General features: G+C 61.4%; 15 protein-coding genes. 11 read left to right on the top strand and 4 right to left on the bottom strand.

Going from position 1 to position 15,194, the window contains the following annotated elements; translation table 11 throughout:
* The first annotated feature begins 7 nt into the window (after positions 1-7).
* From ABLV64_RS16205 to pptA, 6 genes are all read left to right on the top strand, one after another.
* The gene (locus ABLV64_RS16205; protein WP_004202731.1) at positions 8-517 is read left to right on the top strand and encodes a GNAT family N-acetyltransferase; all 510 of its coding nucleotides are present in this window, start codon (positions 8-10) and stop codon (positions 515-517) included.
* Positions 518-526: 9 nt separating this feature from the next.
* The gene (locus tag ABLV64_RS16210) at positions 527-1,453 is read left to right on the top strand and encodes an amino acid ABC transporter permease (protein ID WP_004202730.1); all 927 of its coding nucleotides are present in this window, start codon (positions 527-529) and stop codon (positions 1,451-1,453) included.
* Positions 1,437-2,216 (top strand): amino acid ABC transporter ATP-binding protein, encoded by a 780-nt coding sequence (locus ABLV64_RS16215; protein WP_117131299.1) that lies wholly within the window; start codon positions 1,437-1,439, stop codon positions 2,214-2,216. Before ABLV64_RS16210 ends, ABLV64_RS16215 begins: the two co-directional genes overlap by 17 nt.
* A 38-nt stretch (positions 2,217-2,254) precedes the next feature.
* Positions 2,255-3,106 (top strand): transporter substrate-binding domain-containing protein, encoded by an 852-nt coding sequence (locus ABLV64_RS16220; protein WP_072140557.1) that lies wholly within the window; start codon positions 2,255-2,257, stop codon positions 3,104-3,106.
* A gap of 77 nt (positions 3,107-3,183) precedes the next feature.
* Entirely contained in the window at positions 3,184-3,801 is a 618-nt protein-coding gene (locus tag ABLV64_RS16225) for a glutathione S-transferase family protein (RefSeq protein ID WP_099441472.1), read from the top strand.
* Positions 3,802-3,871: 70 nt separating this feature from the next.
* Positions 3,872-4,099 carry a tautomerase PptA gene (gene pptA, locus ABLV64_RS16230; RefSeq protein ID WP_032456134.1) on the top strand — a complete coding sequence of 76 codons (228 nt, stop codon included), beginning with the start codon at positions 3,872-3,874 and terminating at the stop codon, positions 4,097-4,099.
* A gap of 39 nt (positions 4,100-4,138) precedes the next feature.
* Here pptA and ABLV64_RS16235 read toward each other — a convergent pair whose 3' ends face one another.
* The 3 genes from ABLV64_RS16235 to ABLV64_RS16245 are packed head-to-tail and all read right to left on the bottom strand — an operon-like array spanning position 4,139 to position 8,762.
* Positions 4,139-5,743, bottom strand: coding sequence for a carbohydrate porin (locus ABLV64_RS16235; protein ID WP_043519651.1), 1,605 nt, complete (start codon positions 5,741-5,743; stop codon positions 4,139-4,141).
* Between the two features lie 44 nt (positions 5,744-5,787).
* Positions 5,788-7,170, bottom strand: coding sequence for a glycoside-pentoside-hexuronide (GPH):cation symporter (locus tag ABLV64_RS16240; RefSeq protein ID WP_043519650.1), 1,383 nt, complete (start codon positions 7,168-7,170; stop codon positions 5,788-5,790).
* Between the two features lie 23 nt (positions 7,171-7,193).
* On the bottom strand, positions 7,194-8,762 hold the full coding sequence (locus ABLV64_RS16245) for a family 78 glycoside hydrolase catalytic domain (protein WP_017900504.1): 1,569 nt from the start codon (positions 8,760-8,762) through the stop codon (positions 7,194-7,196).
* 204 nt (positions 8,763-8,966) lie between these two features.
* On the opposite strand from ABLV64_RS16245, the gene ABLV64_RS16250 reads away from it, so the two are divergent.
* Positions 8,967-9,791: a helix-turn-helix domain-containing protein gene (locus ABLV64_RS16250; RefSeq protein WP_348843376.1), complete on the top strand. Its 825-nt coding sequence runs from the start codon at positions 8,967-8,969 to the stop codon at positions 9,789-9,791.
* Positions 9,792-9,846: 55 nt separating this feature from the next.
* On the opposite strand, the gene ABLV64_RS16255 is transcribed toward ABLV64_RS16250, so the two are convergent.
* On the bottom strand, positions 9,847-10,428 hold the full coding sequence (locus tag ABLV64_RS16255) for a flavin reductase family protein (protein WP_032456131.1): 582 nt from the start codon (positions 10,426-10,428) through the stop codon (positions 9,847-9,849).
* A gap of 214 nt (positions 10,429-10,642) precedes the next feature.
* On the opposite strand from ABLV64_RS16255, the gene ABLV64_RS16260 reads away from it, so the two are divergent.
* The 4 genes from ABLV64_RS16260 (at position 10,643) to nhoA (ending at position 14,942) form a co-directional block, all read left to right on the top strand.
* A complete protein-coding gene (locus ABLV64_RS16260) occupies positions 10,643-11,344 on the top strand; it encodes an ABC transporter ATP-binding protein (protein WP_004202717.1) in 702 nt (233 codons plus the stop codon).
* Positions 11,341-12,309: an ABC transporter substrate-binding protein gene (locus tag ABLV64_RS16265; RefSeq protein WP_023318383.1), complete on the top strand. Its 969-nt coding sequence runs from the start codon at positions 11,341-11,343 to the stop codon at positions 12,307-12,309. The genes ABLV64_RS16260 and ABLV64_RS16265 overlap by 4 nt, the downstream gene beginning before the upstream one ends.
* A 55-nt stretch (positions 12,310-12,364) precedes the next feature.
* Positions 12,365-14,020 carry an iron ABC transporter permease gene (locus ABLV64_RS16270; RefSeq protein WP_004202714.1) on the top strand — a complete coding sequence of 552 codons (1,656 nt, stop codon included), beginning with the start codon at positions 12,365-12,367 and terminating at the stop codon, positions 14,018-14,020.
* Between the two features lie 76 nt (positions 14,021-14,096).
* On the top strand, positions 14,097-14,942 hold the full coding sequence (gene nhoA / locus ABLV64_RS16275; RefSeq protein WP_004202712.1) for an N-hydroxyarylamine O-acetyltransferase: 846 nt from the start codon (positions 14,097-14,099) through the stop codon (positions 14,940-14,942).
* The last annotated feature ends 252 nt before the right edge of the window (positions 14,943-15,194 follow it).

Consider the following 15,194-nt stretch of genomic DNA (forward strand, 5'->3'; position numbering starts at 1 on the left):
AGGCGCGATGAGCGAAGCATTCCGCGATATTTCTCCGGACGCACCGGAGCTGCAGCCGATTATTAGCGGGCTGTTTGCTGAATACGCCGCCCGCTACGGCGACTATTTTTCCCGCGATGCGGAAGTGGAGTTGAGCGAGTGGTATTTGCCGCCGCAGGGGCTGTTTATCGTCCTTGAGCGTGAGGGCGAAATTATCGCCACCGGCGCTTATAAACCGAAAGATCGCCACACCGCAGAGATCAAACGTATCTGGACGCACCGCCGTCTGCGCCAGCAGGGGCTGGCGGCGAAAGTGGTTCAGGAGCTGGAGCGGCGGGCGGTGCTGGCCGGGTACAGCCATATCTACCTGACCACCGGCTTCCGCCAGCCGGAGGCGGTAAAGCTCTATCTCAGCCAGGGGTATGAGGCGCAGTTTGACCTCGCGCGAGACCCGGAAGAGTACAGTCAGCCGCCTTACGATGGCCGGCTGCGGTTCACTAAAGCGCTGGCGGTGAGCGCCTTTAGCCACAGCGCCTGAGGAGGCATTATGCATACATCTGAAACGATAAAAGTGGTGCCGGCGCGCTATCCGCTGCGGGTGGTGGGAGCCCTGGTGGCCCTGCTGGTGCTGGCGGTAGTGATCCAGTCGGTGGCCTTCAACCCGCGCTGGGAGTGGGGCGTCTTCGCCCGCTGGTTCTTTGACCCGGTGATCCTCGAAGGGCTGGGACAAACCCTGCTTCTGACCCTGCTCGGCACGGTGCTGAGCGTGATCTTCGGCGGCCTGCTGGCGCTGGCCCGCTTGTCCTCATCCTGGCTGCTCAGCAGCCTCGCCTGGAGCTATATCTGGCTGTTTCGCTCGCTGCCGCTGATTGTAGTGCTGATCATTCTCTACAACTTCTCCTATCTTTACGACACCCTGTCGCTGGGGATCCCGTTTACCGGCGTCACCTGGGCCAGCTACCAGACGATAAACGTGCTGGGGCAATTCTCCACGGCGGTGGTGGGCCTGACCCTGGTGCAGAGCGCCTATACCGCGGAGATTATTCGCGGCGGCTTCCTCGGCGTTGACCATGGGCAGTATGAGGCCGCTGCCGCGCTGGGGCTGCCCGCCTGGCGACGCACGCTGCGCATTATTTTGCCGCAGGCGCTGCGCACCATTCTGCCATCCGGCTTCAATGAGATCATCAGTCTGGCGAAAGGAACGGCGATGGTGTATGTCCTGGCGATGCCGGAGCTGTTCTACACCATCCAGATGATCTACAACCGTACCCAGGAGGTGATCCCGCTGTTGATGGTCGGCGCCGCCTGGTATCTGGCGATCACCAGCGTTCTCTCCGCCATTCAGTACCTGGTGGAACGTGGACTGGCGCGCAGCGAGCGCCGCTCGGCGGTGAACAGCGCCCGCAGCAGCCGTCTGAATCAACCCGCACGTCAACCACAGCCCCAGGAGGCCGTCCATGCCCAGCTCTCGTAATGGCCATATCTCTATCACCGGCGTCAGCAAATACTATGGCCGCCACAAAGCGCTGGACGATGTGTCCTTGGAGATACTTCCGGGCACGGTGACGGTGATCCTCGGCCCTTCCGGTTCGGGCAAGTCCACGCTGCTGCGCACCATTAATCACCTCGAGCGCGTTGATGAGGGGTTTATTCAGATTGATGGCGACTATATCGGCTATCGCCGCAAAGGCGACAAGCTGTATGAGATGAAAGAGAAGGAGATCCTCCGCCAGCGGATCAACGTCGGCTACGTGTTTCAGAACTTTAACCTGTTTCCGCACCTGACGGTGCTGGAGAACCTGATTGAGGCGCCGATCGCCCACAAGCAGGTCACGCGCAAAGAGGCCATTGCCCGTGCCTGGGAGCTGCTGGACGTCGTCGGCCTGCGCAATAAAGCCGACGCCTGGTCGCGGCATCTCTCCGGCGGCCAGCAGCAGCGTATCGCGATTGCCCGGGCGCTGGCGCTGGACCCGCGGGTGATCCTGTTTGATGAGCCCACCTCGGCGCTGGATCCGGAGCTGGTGGGCGAGGTACTGGATGTGATCAAAAAGCTGGCGCGCTCCGGCACCACCCTGGTGGTGGTGACCCACGAGGTAGGCTTTGCCCGCGAGGTGGCCGATCAGGTGGTGTTTATGGTCGACGGCAGGATCGTCGAGCAGGGCAGCAGCGACGAGGTGCTCAACCATCCGCAGCATCCGCGTACCCGGCAGTTTTTATCCAGGGTGCTGCCGTCATGAACAGAGCGATAGCGACCCTTGTATTCAGCGCCCTGGCGCTGGACGCTCACGCGGCGCTGGATCTGCGCGCCAATGAGCAGCCATTGCCGGTCACCCGCGACCCGCAGGCGATAGCGAAAATTCCGCCGGGCTATCGCTTCGTCGAGCCGGGGACGCTGACGGTGGCGATCTCGGCGCTCAATTCGCCGCCGCTGGCGCTGCTGGCCAGCGACAACCGCACGCGGATCGGCAGCGACCCGGATATGGCCCGCCTGCTGGCCGGAAGCCTTGGCCTGAAACTCAGGCTGGTGCCCACCGCGTGGGAGGACTGGCCGCTGGGCATCGCCGCCGGCCGCTACGATGTTGCGCTGATTAATATCGCGGTAACCGAGAAGCGCAAAGAGAAGTTCGATTTCGCCACCTACCGGGTGGACTCCCTGGCCTTCTCAGTGAAATCCACCAGCGACATCGCCGCGGTAAACGGACCCGCAGACCTCGCCGGGCGCAAAGTGATCGTCGGGTCCGGCACCAACCAGGAGCGGATCCTGCTGGGCTGGAATGAGGACAACCGGGCCGCCGGGCGGCCGCCGGCCCAGCCGGTCTACCTGACCGATGATGCCTCCGGCAACCTCTATATCCAGTCCGGGCGGGCGGATATCTTTTTCGGTCCGCAGTCGGTGGCCGCCTATAAAGCGGCCCTTAATGGCCAGACCCGGGTGGTAGGCCTGGGGCCGAAAAAAGCGTGGGTGGCGACGACCACTAAAAAAGGTAACGGCCTGGTCTTTGCCCTGCAGGCAGCCCTCGACGGGGCGATCGCCCGTGGTGAATATCAGCAGGTGCTGGCGCGCTGGGGAGAGCAGGGCGAAGCGGTGGCGCAGTCGGTGGTCAACCCGCCGGGGATCACCTACTAACCACCCGGGCCATGGTATGCCGTTTGGGTGAGCGGTAATTTTCTGCCTACACTTAGGCTTTATCCTGGAGGCAGACCATGATTACCGTTTATGGCGTGCCGGGATGGGGCTCGACGATTAGCGAGCTGATGCTCTCCCTGGCCGATATTCCCTACGAGGTGGTTGACGTTGAGGGCTTTGACCAGCCCGGCCCGGCGCGCGAGCGCCTGCGGCAGATTAACCCGCTGTGTCAGGTGCCCACCCTCAGGCTGGCCGACGGCAACATCATGACCGAAACCGCCGCCATCGCGCTGATGATCCTCGACCAGCGTCCTGACCTGGCCCCCGCGCCGGGGACGCCGCAGCGTCAGCAGTTTCAGCGCCTGCTGGTCTGGCTGGTGGCTAATGTCTATCCTACCTTTACCTATGCCGACTATCCGGAACGCTGGGCGCCCGCCGCGGCGGAGCAGCTGGTGGAGAATTGTCGCCAGTACCGGAACAATCTCTATCTCTGGTTCGAACAGCAACTGGCCGCCGGGCCGTGGGCGCTGGGCGCGTCGATTACCCTCCTGGACTGCTATATCGCGGCGATGTACAGCTGGGGGCCGCGGCAGGCGTGGTTTGACGACCACGCGCCAAAATTCGCCGCCGTCGCCCAGGCGGTCTACCAGCGACCGGAGCTGGCCGCGACGCTGCGCCGTAACAAGCTGATTTAACGCACGCGATGCCAACCATAACGGCCATTGTGTGGTAGCGTTATGGCTCTGACCACAAGGAGTCTTTGCTATGCCGCATGTAGATATTAAATGTTTTCCCCGTGAACTGACTGAGGAACAAAAAACCGCACTGGCCGCCGACATTACCGAGGTGCTGATCCGTCATCTGAACAGCAAAGAGAGCGCGGTCAGCGTCGCGCTCACCCAGGTTGAGCCGGACGCGTGGCAGGCGGTGTGGGATAGTGAGATCGCCCCGCAGATGGCGCAGTTGATTAAGAAGCCGGGTTATAGCATGTAATTGCCACTGGCGGGCATGATGCCCGCCAGTGACGCTCGGTCAGAACCAAATCTCCGTCTGCACGCCGAAGTTCCATGTCCCGCCAGCGGTAAAGCCTTTGCTGCCGAAATCATCGTTGATCGCATAACGATCCAGGTCTTTATCCCAGTTCATCCACGTGACAAAGAAACGTATCTCCGGCCGCGCTTTGATATCAAACACATCGCCCACTTTAAAGGTGGGGGCGAAGGTCAGCTTGTAGAAATCACCGCGCACCGCCTGATACTGATAAACGTTGTCATTATAGCGATAGCTGCGCCCGTTCGGATTGAGATCCATATACTGCCACGAGGCCTCATACAGCAGGGCGAAGTGAGCGGAGATCCCTTGCGATACCCGCAGGTTAAACGTCGCCCAGTCGTAGCGGTCGCCGTCGCGATAGCGGTCTTCGCTGTGCTGGGCTATCACCGACGGCGCCAGCTGCCAGTTTTTCCCCAGCGGCAGGATCCCGTACGACGCAAAGCGCAGGGAGGCCGCGTTCTCGGTCAGGTCGCCATCGCTCCCCGGCTGACGCGCTTCGGCGCCCAGCCCGACGCCGTACTGCAGGGCGCTTTCCGACACCCCCGGCGCCAGGCCGTAGAACTGCTGTTTGTCGTGGAGGGCCAGCATCGCGTAGTAGCCGTTTTTGGCGGTGTTATCGCTGCGCAGGGCATAGCTCCCGGTGGTCGAGGTATTATCTTTCAGGTCATCGTTGCCCTGGGCGGTCATCACCGTGGTCATCAGCTGCCAGTTGCCGTAAAAATGGTTTGCGGTGAACAGCAGATTCTGGATGTCATTATCCGCGTAATTATCGCTGCCAAGGTCGCCGAAGTTACGCGCATACACCGAATAATCGCCGCGCAGGCCGCTTCCCCAGTCGACATCATTGATCCCGCCGCCGGTGCCACCGAGGAACATGATGTCGCTATCGGTAAAGTGGATATCGAAGTTATCCCGATCGAAGCGCTTGCCAGCCCAGATCGAGGCGCGTTTTAACGGCCCGGTGAACTCGGCGAAGTCGCCCATCTCGACGTACAGCTGACGAATGTTCAGATGGTGGCTGTCGTTATCCTGAACCCACGGATCCGGGTTGGTGGCCCCGTCGGCGAGCATGGTCTTAAAGCGCGCCCATGAGCCATCGTTGAAGGTAAGCTTTTTGCCAAAGCTCAGCTCAGCGTAATTATCTTTTTCGTTGCCGAGACGGCCGACGTGGGCATCGCCGTTGAGCGAACTGGCCGGGGAGATACCTGGCCCGCCGCGGGCGCCTTTGCCGTGGCTGTTGACTAACATTCCGGAGCGGGCGTAGGCGTTGAACTCGAAGCCATCGCTGAGGCTGCTTTTCGCCAACTGTTTGTCGGTGTCCTGCTGCTTTTGCTCGGTCGCTGCGGTGCGCTGACTGAGCGCCTGCACCTGCTTTTCCGCTGCCGCCGCGCGCTGTTCCGCGGCGCTGGTGCGCAGCTCCGCCTGCTGCGCCCGGCGTTTAGCTTCTCCCGCCTCCTGCTCCGCATGATTTAGCCGGGCCTCCAACAGAGCCAGCCGTTGCTCGACAGTGAGTGGGGCCGCACTCGCGCCGTAAGCCGAAAAAAGGGCGCAGCAAACCGCTGCGCTTATCAAAGAGATACGCATATCAATCCTTATTTTTTTCAGAGGTATGAAGGGTGTGCTGCGCCTTACAGGGCGTGGTTTTCTCCACCAACAGACGATGCGTTCGACGGCGCACGGCGTCCAGCGTCAAGGTCAGCGCGGATCTGCTCGTACTGGTCGTCGAGGCGGTAGAAGCGACCCATCCACAACATTGAGGCCACAATCAGCAGCGCGGGGATATAGAGGTAGCAGGCTTTTATCGCCAGCATCGCGCCGTCGCTTTGCGTCTGGTTAGCGATATAACCGGCGGATGAGAGCAGTACCCCGGTAATGGCTCCTGCGCCCGCCATAGCCACCTTGCCAAGAAAGCCGTTGATGGAGGTTAAAATGCCGGCGGTATTGATGCCGGTTTTCCATACCCCGTAATCCACCGGATCGGCCTGCATGGAAAAGTAAATTGCCGTGCGCTGTCCGGCGCCAAGCGATAACACGACCGCTCCGGCAACCAGACCCCAGCTATTAACGCCTGCCGCCATCATCATACCCATGCCGACCAGGTTGATCGCGCTGGCGACCAGATACACGTGGCGCTTTTTCATTCGGCTGGCGAGCAGCGGCACGGTGAGGGTGCCCAGCAGGGGAACGAAGGTGGAGATTCCGGCGACGACCGCCGTGAGTTCGTTATTGCCGACGTAATAATGGAAGAAGTAGACCAGCGCCCCGGTTTGAAAGAAAAACGCGCCCCACATCAGGAAAATGTTGATGGCGAAGACGAACCACGGTCGATTGGCGCGCAGGCTGACCCAGGCGCGTTTTAAGGTCATGCGCTCCTGAGTAATGCTGATATTTTCCTTAACGTTCCGGAAGCTCACCAGCAGAAAAAAGGTGGCAATAACGCCGAAAACTACCGCCGTATAGAAGAAGCCGTGCTCCTGATTGCCTTTCCCCAGCGCGCCAACCAGCGGCAGAGTGGCGACCGCGACAATGGTCGCCCCGAGCGAGCCGAGCAGAATACGCACTGCCGACAGCGTCGTGCGCTCTCGCGAGTCGTTCGTCAGAAACGGCAGCATGGCGCAGAATGGAATATTAACGAGGGTATAGAGAAACGACAGGCACAAATAGGTGACAAAAGCGTAGATCAGCTTACCGGTGGTGCCGAAATCGGGCACGTAGAAGGCCAGAATACACAGCAGTCCAAAGGGGATCGCGCCAATCAGCAGATACGGACGGCAGCGCCCCCAGCGAGTGGCGGTATTGTCGATCACCAGCCCCATCAGCACGTCGGCCACGCCGTCCACCAGCCGGGTGACCAGGAACATCAGCCCGACATAATAGGCCGGGAGGCCCATCACGTCGGTGTAAAAAAACATCAGATACAGAGAGATCATCTGCCACACAAGGTTGCAGGAGAGATCGGCAATGCCATAGCCAAGGCGCTGCCGCCACAGGGTAAACGTTGTTTCTGCCATAAATCACTCGCTTATCGTTGTTGTTAAAGTCCGTACTGGCGAATAAACCAGGCCGGCGTACAGCTCCACGCATGGCAGTAACTATTGATGAGCTTACTGCCATAGGGGGAAAAGTCAGGATGCTGCGGATCGAAAATTTCCCAGAAGGTGTCGGCGCCGTAGTCGACCATCGCTCCCCAGTAGGCCTTGATCTCCGCTACCGCCTCCTCGCGCAGGCCGCATTGCAGCAGGGCGACAATGTGATGATGGCGCAAGTACGGGGTATTCATGGCAATGGCGGGCGGATGTTGCTGCAGGCGGCGCATCAGCGCTTGCCGCTGCCCGGCGGTGCCAACCTCCGCCAGTACCAGCCAGATCTGCGATGCCCATGAGACCTGGCGCGCGGCGCCGCTGATAAACACCTGCCGCTCGCTGTCCCACAGGTGGCGGAGGGCGGCCTCTTTCAGCTGCGCGAGCGTAGCGGTGTAGTCGGCTACCCGCTGCGGTTCAACACGCTGCGCCAGCCAGAGGGCACGCTGCAGGCAGTAGATAAGCACCCCCTGCGCCGACGACTGTTTATTCAGCTCTGCCTGCCAGTCGATAAATACCCACCAGTCATCGCTGTCGCGCACCAGACCCTGGGGATCGCAGCGGGTCAGCGCCAGCTCGATTTGCCGTCGCGCCGTGGGCCACAGTTCACGGGCGGTTTCCATGTCGCCAGTGCTTTGCAGGTAGTGATAGAGTACGTCGACAAAAAATAATGAATAATCAAAGAGAAATGTGTCATCGGCACGCACGTCAGGCTGAACAAAGACATTGGCGGAGACCATGCCATCTTCCCGGGTATGGCCGGCAAACAGGTACAGGCAGCGGCGGACCAGATCGTGGTGGCCGAAGGTCACGTCATTGACCAGCGCCTGCAGGCGCAGGTCGCCGAGCCACAGCCGACGGTCGCGTTTCGGCCCATCCTCAAACACCTCCTGCATGCAGTTTTGCAGGGTGCGAACCGCGACGTCATCAATGGCTTTCAGCTCCGAATCGGCGATGACCGCCGGCTGCGGGCTGCCGGCTGAGGTAACGGTTTCCAGGGCTATCTCATCGAACTGCAGACGAAATTTGCGCGACAGCGCTTTGATTTCCACCTTCAGGTAGCGCAGGCAGTAGCGACGCGGCAGGTCAACCCGGGCGGGCAGGACGTCGAGCCACAGATCCTGTTGCTGCAACCAGCTACTGCTCAGCCACCCCTGGTACTCGCTGAACGGCTCGCAGACTTCGCTCAGCGTTTCGCCGAAGGTGAAGTGCAGATGGGCCGGGGCATCCGGCGGGCTGCCGACGCTGCGGCAGCTGAACTGCAGGTAGCCAACAAAATGGCTGCCAAAGTCAATGATAATGCTGTCGCCGACGCGAAGCGGCTGCTGATAAAACTGCTCAGGCGTGCAGACGGTGTGTCCCCGCCAGCCGTTCAGCGCCGCCGGATCGGCGACGGCCTCGACGATGGCCTGCGGCGCCTGGCGCTGACGATGTAGCGCGGGCGTTAGGGCGGCCGCACGCTCTAATAAATGCGGATGGCGGGTCATCGCCACACTGGAATTGTATTGAATTGCCTGTGACATACTGCGTCCTCTCCATTAGGTTAGGCGCAGCATAGGCCGTCGTCCGGCGGCACCACCACTCTGGCAATGCCAAACCGTCAGTGAAAATGGCAGGAATAATGAGGTGGGGGCGCTGGCGATCACAAATCCGCACATCGGGCGCGTGCCGAGGGCCGGAATAGATTATCGTGCCCCTGCGCACCAGGCTGTTCAGGATTTGCTGTAATGATGACACTGACCGTTGAGTATTATTTCACCCACCCCCAGGATAAGCTCGGCATGTACGCCAGCGACCCGGAAGATAATAGCCAGGAACATGGCCACGAGTTTGCCGAGCTGGTGATCGTCGAGGAGGGGCATGGATTACACGTTATTAATGGCCGCCCGCTGTATATCCAGCAGGGCGATGTATTTTATGTCCAGCCTGGCGATGTCCACTATTATGATGAGCTGGGGACGCTGAAGTTGATTAATGTCTTAATTAATCCGGCGGTGGCCTTTCGCTATTTACAGCAGATGGAGGGATTGCTGCAGCAATTATCGGCGCAGCGCGCCGCCTGCTATGGCTGGCTGGCACCGGAGACCCGCAGCTATTGTCGGGAACTGGTGGAAAAGATATTTTCCCCGGCGCTGAGGGCGGCGGATAATACCCCGCAACGGGAGTCTCTCTTTTTCCAGCTGGTGACCACCATTCTCACAGCCGAGTCGGAAGCCGAATATAGCAGCACCTGCTATAAACTGCATAAATTACTCACCTGGCTGCAGGAGCACTGTTTCGAAGAACATAACTGGCAGCAGCTGGCGGAGCAATTTCATCTCACCACCCGCACGGCGTTTCGCCATATTAAAGAGGCCACCGGATTAACGCCGGATAATTATCTGAAACGTCTGCGACTGGTCTCCGCGCGGGTCAAATTACGCGAAACGGAGATGACCATTACCGAAGTGGCTTATCTGTGCGGCTTCGCCAACAGCAACCACTTTACCACCCTGTATAAAAAAGTGTTTGGCCTGACCCCAAGCGCCGATCGCCGCCGCCCACCGGGTTAAAAGGGGGGCCGCAGGCCGGGCAGGGGAAAAATCTGCCACCCGCGGCAGGTCACGCTTATTCGTCGAGGGAGTTTGCCCGCACATGACGACCGCTGGCGACAAAATTGCCGGTGCCAAGATGATGCAGGGTATTGAGCTTATCGTCGTCGAACTGCCAGCGTCCGGTGACGAATGCGCGTTCATCGGCGGCGGCAGACACCACCTCCCCGAACAGGGTGTCGTACTGGGTCTGGGCCGCCGTCGCCGGCAGCAGACGGCACTCCATCCATGCCAGACACTTCTCCTCGATCAGCGGCAGTCCCAGCTCCGGACCGGTCACCACCGGAATTCCGTAAGCATTGAATTTGTCTTCATCGCGGCCGCTGACGCTGCCGACGGCGTAGGTCCAGCTGGCGGCGGCCACGCCGGGAACCACGATGCCGAAGGTGCCGTTGCGCTCGATGATTTCCCGCGTCCAGGTGCTTTTATCCACCACGATAGCCACCCGCGGCGGGGCGAATTCCACCGGCATCGACCAGGCGGCGGCCATGACGTTGCGCCGGTCGGACGCAGCGTCGTAGCTGGTGATCAAAATGGTCGGGCCGTGGTTGAGCAGGCGGCTGGCATACTGCAGTTCCACGTGGCGAAAGCGGCTCATAGGCGTTCCTTGAGTAATGGGTCGGTTGGCGGGTAATACGTTAAGCCGCAATGAAAATGTAATCAATACGTCATCTCGTCTGACTATAGTCGCCAGCACAAAGTCCCAAAGAGGATCACAATATGTTGGCTCCCCTGATGTTATCCCAGGTGAGCGCGTCCCGTCGGATGTCGACCGCCGGGCAGGGGTTGCTTTCCCGCAAGGGAGGGCGACAATGCGCGCGCTGACCCCTATCACTCTGCAGGCGGTCTCATTCGCCTTCGCAGAGACCCCCATTCTCGATCGCTTCTCGCTGCATATCGAACCCGGCAGCATTGTGGCGCTGCTGGGCCCGTCCGGCTGCGGCAAAAGCACCTTGCTGCGCCTGCTGGCGGGGCTGAGCGTGCCGGCCAGCGGTGAAATCCGCTTTGGCGATCGGCTGGTGGCCCGCGCAGGCTGGGGATTGCCCCCGGAACAACGCGATATCGGCATGGTTTTCCAGGATTACGCCCTCTGGCCGCATATGAGCGTGGCGCAGAACGTCGCCTTTCCGCTGCGCATGCGCGGCATTGCCCGCGCCGAACGCGAGCGCCGGGTGAGCGAGGCGCTGGCGCGGGTGGGCCTCGACGGCTTTGCCGAACGTAAACCTTCAGGCCTTTCCGGCGGCCAGCAGCAGCGGGTGGCGCTGGCGCGGGCGATCGTCGCCGCGCCGCGGGTGCTGCTGTTTGATGAGCCGCTCTCCAACCTGGACAGCGAACTGCGCGAATCGCTGTGTGGCGAAATGAGCCGCCTGCTGCGCCAGCTCGGCATCACCGCCGTGTATGTTACCCATGACCGCCGTGAAGCCGAGCTGTTAGCCGACCGGATAGTCCATTTATCCGCGGGCCGCGTGGCCGCTGTCCGCGCCGTTACGCCAACCTCAGGGGACGTTGTATGAACACCGTTATGACCGTTAAGAAAGGAGTGGTACTCGCGATGGCTCTCTCCGCCATGATGCTCTCAAGCGCCCATGCGCTGACCGTTTACACCGCCGGCCCTGGCTCGCTGGCGAAAAGCCTGGCCAGCGGTTTTGAACAACAGACCGGGGTGAAGGTGACCGTTTTCCAGGCCACCACCGGCAAAGTGATGGCCCGTCTGGAGGCCGAGCAGGCCAACCCACAGGCGGATGTGCTGATCTCCGCTTCATGGGATACCGCGGAGGATCTGCACCAGCGGGGTTGGTTGCTGCCTTTTCACAGCGCCAATGCCGACAAGGTACCGGCTAATCTGAAATCGGCGGACTATATCGCCCAGGGGGTCTCGGCGCTTGGCATCGTCTGGAACAGCAAAAGCGGCACTCCGGAGCCGAAAGAGTGGCGGGATCTCACCCAGCCGGCGTTTAAAGATAAGGTGACGACGCCTGACCCGGCGCTCTCCGGCGCGTCGCTGGATCTGCTGATTGGCCTGCAAAACAGCATGGGCGACCAGGCCTGGCAGCTGTTTGACGATCTGAAAAAGAACGGCATGGTGGTCAGCGGCCCCAACGCCCAGGCGGTGACGCCGGTGATGCAGGGGGCGAAAGCGGCGGTGTTCGGCGCGGTGGATTATGTCTCCTACGGCAATATTCAGCAGGGCGAGTCGCTGAAGGTGATCTTCCCGGCCAGCGGGACGGTGATTGCCCCACGCCCGATGATGATCCTCAAAACCAGCCAGCATGCCGACGACGCCAAAGCCTTTATCGATTACGTGCTGTCGCCGGAAGGTCAGGCGCGGGTCGCCGACGCCTGGCTGATGCCCGCTCGCCGCGATGTGGCCGCTAAACGCCCGCTGCTGGACGCGCTGAAGGTCTTGCCCACCAGCGGCGAGGGGAGTAGCGAGCGTAGCGCCGTCCTGACCCGCTTCAGTCAGCTGTATGCCCAATAATTGACACGATTCTCCGGCGCTGGCCGCCGGAGAACGCTTCGTTTCAGGAACCGCTGTGAAACAAAAATTCCTTTCCGGCGTGACCCTTGCTGCCCTGACGCTGCTGGTCGCGTTACCGCTGTTGTTTATTCTGCTGCAGGCAATTTTTCCCCATTTTAGCGCCGGTTCGCTCCATGACGCCTTTGGCGGCGTCTCGCCGCTGCTGGCGGACCCTCAGCTGATGTCGATGCTCGGCGGTACGCTGTGGATCGCCGGCGGCGTGGCGCTGGCCAGCGTCCTCATTGGCCTGCCGCTCGGCATTCTGCGCGGTATGTTTTCGTTGCCGCTGCCCCGGCTATGGGACCTGCTGTTTTTGATCCCCTTTCTGACGCCGCCATATATCTCGGCGCTCTCGTGGATGTTGGCGCTGCAACGCCAGGGCTATCTGCAGCAGCTGACCGGCTGGCAGCTAAACGATCTGCTATTCAGCCGCAGCGGGATCGTGCTGGTGATGACCTTTAATATTTTTCCCGTGGTCTACTTTGCCGTTTCCCGCAGCCTGCTGGCGAGCGGGCAACGGCTGGCGATGGTCGCCCGGGTCCATGGCGCCAGCGCCTGGCGCGCCTTCTGGCACGTGACGCTGCCGATGCTCTCCCCGGCGCTGGCGGCGGGGATGCTGCTGGCGTTTACTCTCGCCATCGAGGAGTTTGGCGTACCGGCGGCGCTGGGCAGCCGGGCGGGAGTGGTGATGCTGACGGTGGGCATTGAGAAAAAGCTGGCCGACTGGCCGGTGGACCTTACCGGCGCCGCGCTGCTGTCGCTGCTGCTGATGACGGTAGCGCTGTTCGCCTGGTGGCTGCAAACGCGGCTGGTGGGGGAGAAGGAGGTCACCAGCGTCACCGGCAAACCGGGAGAAAACCGTGGGACGTCGCTGGGCTGGATGACGCTGCCCGCGCTGCTGGCGATGGCGGCCGTCGGCGGCCTGGCGGTCGGGGTCCCCGCCGTCTCGATGATGCTCACCAGCCTGATGGGCACCCTCTCGGGCGGAGTCAGCCTGGAGAATGTCACGCTGCGTCACTTCGCGGCGCTATTCGACCAGCAGGGCGATGCCCTGTCGGCCCTCGGCGTCAGCCTGTCTCTGGCGCTAGGTTCGGCGCTGATCGTCGGCGCGCTGGGGCTGCTGGCCGCCTGGCTGGTGATGGTGCAGAAGATCAAAGGGCGCGGGGTGGTGGATGCGCTGTCGCTGATGCCGGCGGCGCTGCCGGGCGTGGTGGTGGGGGTGGGATTGATCCTGCTGTGGAACCAGCCCTTCTGGCCGCGCTCGCCCTACAACACGCTGTGGATGCTGCTGCTCTCCTATTGTTGCCTGCTGCTGCCCTGGCCGGTGCGCTATGTCGGCAGCGCGCTGCGCCAACTCGGCCCCAATCTTGAGCCCGCCGCCCGGGTCCACGGCGCATCGCCGCTGCAGGCGCTGCGGCTAATTGTTCTGCCGCTGGTCTTTCCGGCGCTGCTGGCGGCGATGCTGATGGTGTTTGCGGTGGCGTCCCGGGAGCTGGTGACCTCGCTGCTGCTGGCGCCCGCCGGCACGCAGACCGTGGCGGTGTTTATCTGGCGCCAGTTCGAACAGGGATCCGTTGGTCAGGGCATGGCGATGGCCAGCCTGACGCTGTTGACCGGTCTGCTCCTGATGCTGACGGCGCTGGCGCTGATGCAGCGCAGCACGCGCGGTTAACGACAAGCGCACAAAAAAGAGGGTCGGCGCGGGAATATAGGCTATAAATGTCGGACACCAACAGCTGGAGACCCTGATGAGTCCCTTTTTACGCGCCTATTTTTCCCGTCTGGGCTGGACGGGAGAGCCTGATGTTTCTATTGATACCTTGCGCCAACTGCATCTGCAGCATAACAGCGCTATCCCTTTCGAAAACCTCGACGTCCTGCTGCCGCGCGAGATCCATCTTGACGACCTGGCGCTGGAAGCGAAGCTGATCGCCGGCCGACGCGGGGGATATTGTTTTGAACAAAATGGCCTGCTGGAGCGCGCGCTACGCGAAATAGGCTTTAACGTCCGCAGCCTGCTTGGCCGGGTGGTGCTGGCCAATCCGCCGCAGATGCCGCCGCGCACCCATCGTTTATTGCTGGTGGAAGTGGCGGGCGAGCGCTGGATCGCCGACGTTGGCTTCGGCGGCCAGACGCTGACCGCGCCGATTAAGCTGCTGGCCGATATCCCGCAGCAGACGCCGCATGGCAGCTATCGTCTGGTGCATGAAGGGGATGAGTGGACGCTGCAGTTCAACCATCACGAGCACTGGCAGTCGATGTACCATTTCGATTTAGGTCGCCAGTATGCGTCTGATTATGTGATGGGTAACTTCTGGTCGGCGCACTGGCCGCAGTCACACTTTCGTCACCACCTGCTGATGTGTCGTCATCTGCCGGACGGCGGCAAAATGACCCTTACCAATTTCCACTTTACCCACTGGGAAAATAACCACGTGGTGGAGAAGGTCGATTTTGCCGATGTCTCCGCGCTGTACGAAGGGCTGCAAACCCGCTTCGGCCTGGGCGTGGACGATCCTAAACATGGCTTCAGCGAAGCGGCGCTGGCGGCGGTGATGGCGGCTTTCGATACGCATCCGGAAGCCGGGAAGTAAATTTCCTCATGCCCGGCGGCGCTGCGCTTGCGCGGGCCTACGGGGTATGAGCCTGTGAGAGCGCCCCGTAGGCCGGATAAGGCGACAGCCGCCACCCGGCGAAATTACAGGTACCGTGCCTGATATCTTGCCCGGTGGCGCTGCGCTTGTGCGGGCCTACGGGGGATGAGCCTGTGAGAGGGCCCTCTAGGCCGGGCAAGGCGACAGCCGCCACCCGGCGAAATTACAGGTACCGTGCCTGATATCTTGCCC

The organism is Klebsiella sp. JB_Kp031, from assembly GCF_040064295.1.
GTDB classification, from domain to species: Bacteria; Pseudomonadota; Gammaproteobacteria; order Enterobacterales; family Enterobacteriaceae; genus Klebsiella; species Klebsiella quasipneumoniae.

Coding starts and splice junctions, on each gene's coding strand:
- nhoA (WP_004202712.1), top strand. CDS start 14,097: ATGAGTCCCTTTTTACGCGCCTATTTTTCCCGTCTGGGCTGGACGGGA.
- ABLV64_RS16265 (WP_023318383.1), top strand. CDS start 11,341: ATGAACACCGTTATGACCGTTAAGAAAGGAGTGGTACTCGCGATGGCT.
- ABLV64_RS16255 (WP_032456131.1), bottom strand. CDS start 10,428: ATGAGCCGCTTTCGCCACGTGGAACTGCAGTATGCCAGCCGCCTGCTC.
- ABLV64_RS16250 (WP_348843376.1), top strand. CDS start 8,967: ATGATGACACTGACCGTTGAGTATTATTTCACCCACCCCCAGGATAAG.
- ABLV64_RS16245 (WP_017900504.1), bottom strand. CDS start 8,762: ATGTCACAGGCAATTCAATACAATTCCAGTGTGGCGATGACCCGCCAT.
- ABLV64_RS16225 (WP_099441472.1), top strand. CDS start 3,184: ATGATTACCGTTTATGGCGTGCCGGGATGGGGCTCGACGATTAGCGAG.
- ABLV64_RS16215 (WP_117131299.1), top strand. CDS start 1,437: ATGCCCAGCTCTCGTAATGGCCATATCTCTATCACCGGCGTCAGCAAA.
- ABLV64_RS16210 (WP_004202730.1), top strand. CDS start 527: ATGCATACATCTGAAACGATAAAAGTGGTGCCGGCGCGCTATCCGCTG.
- ABLV64_RS16240 (WP_043519650.1), bottom strand. CDS start 7,170: ATGGCAGAAACAACGTTTACCCTGTGGCGGCAGCGCCTTGGCTATGGC.
- ABLV64_RS16205 (WP_004202731.1), top strand. CDS start 8: ATGAGCGAAGCATTCCGCGATATTTCTCCGGACGCACCGGAGCTGCAG.
- pptA (WP_032456134.1), top strand. CDS start 3,872: ATGCCGCATGTAGATATTAAATGTTTTCCCCGTGAACTGACTGAGGAA.
- ABLV64_RS16260 (WP_004202717.1), top strand. CDS start 10,643: ATGCGCGCGCTGACCCCTATCACTCTGCAGGCGGTCTCATTCGCCTTC.
- ABLV64_RS16235 (WP_043519651.1), bottom strand. CDS start 5,743: ATGCGTATCTCTTTGATAAGCGCAGCGGTTTGCTGCGCCCTTTTTTCG.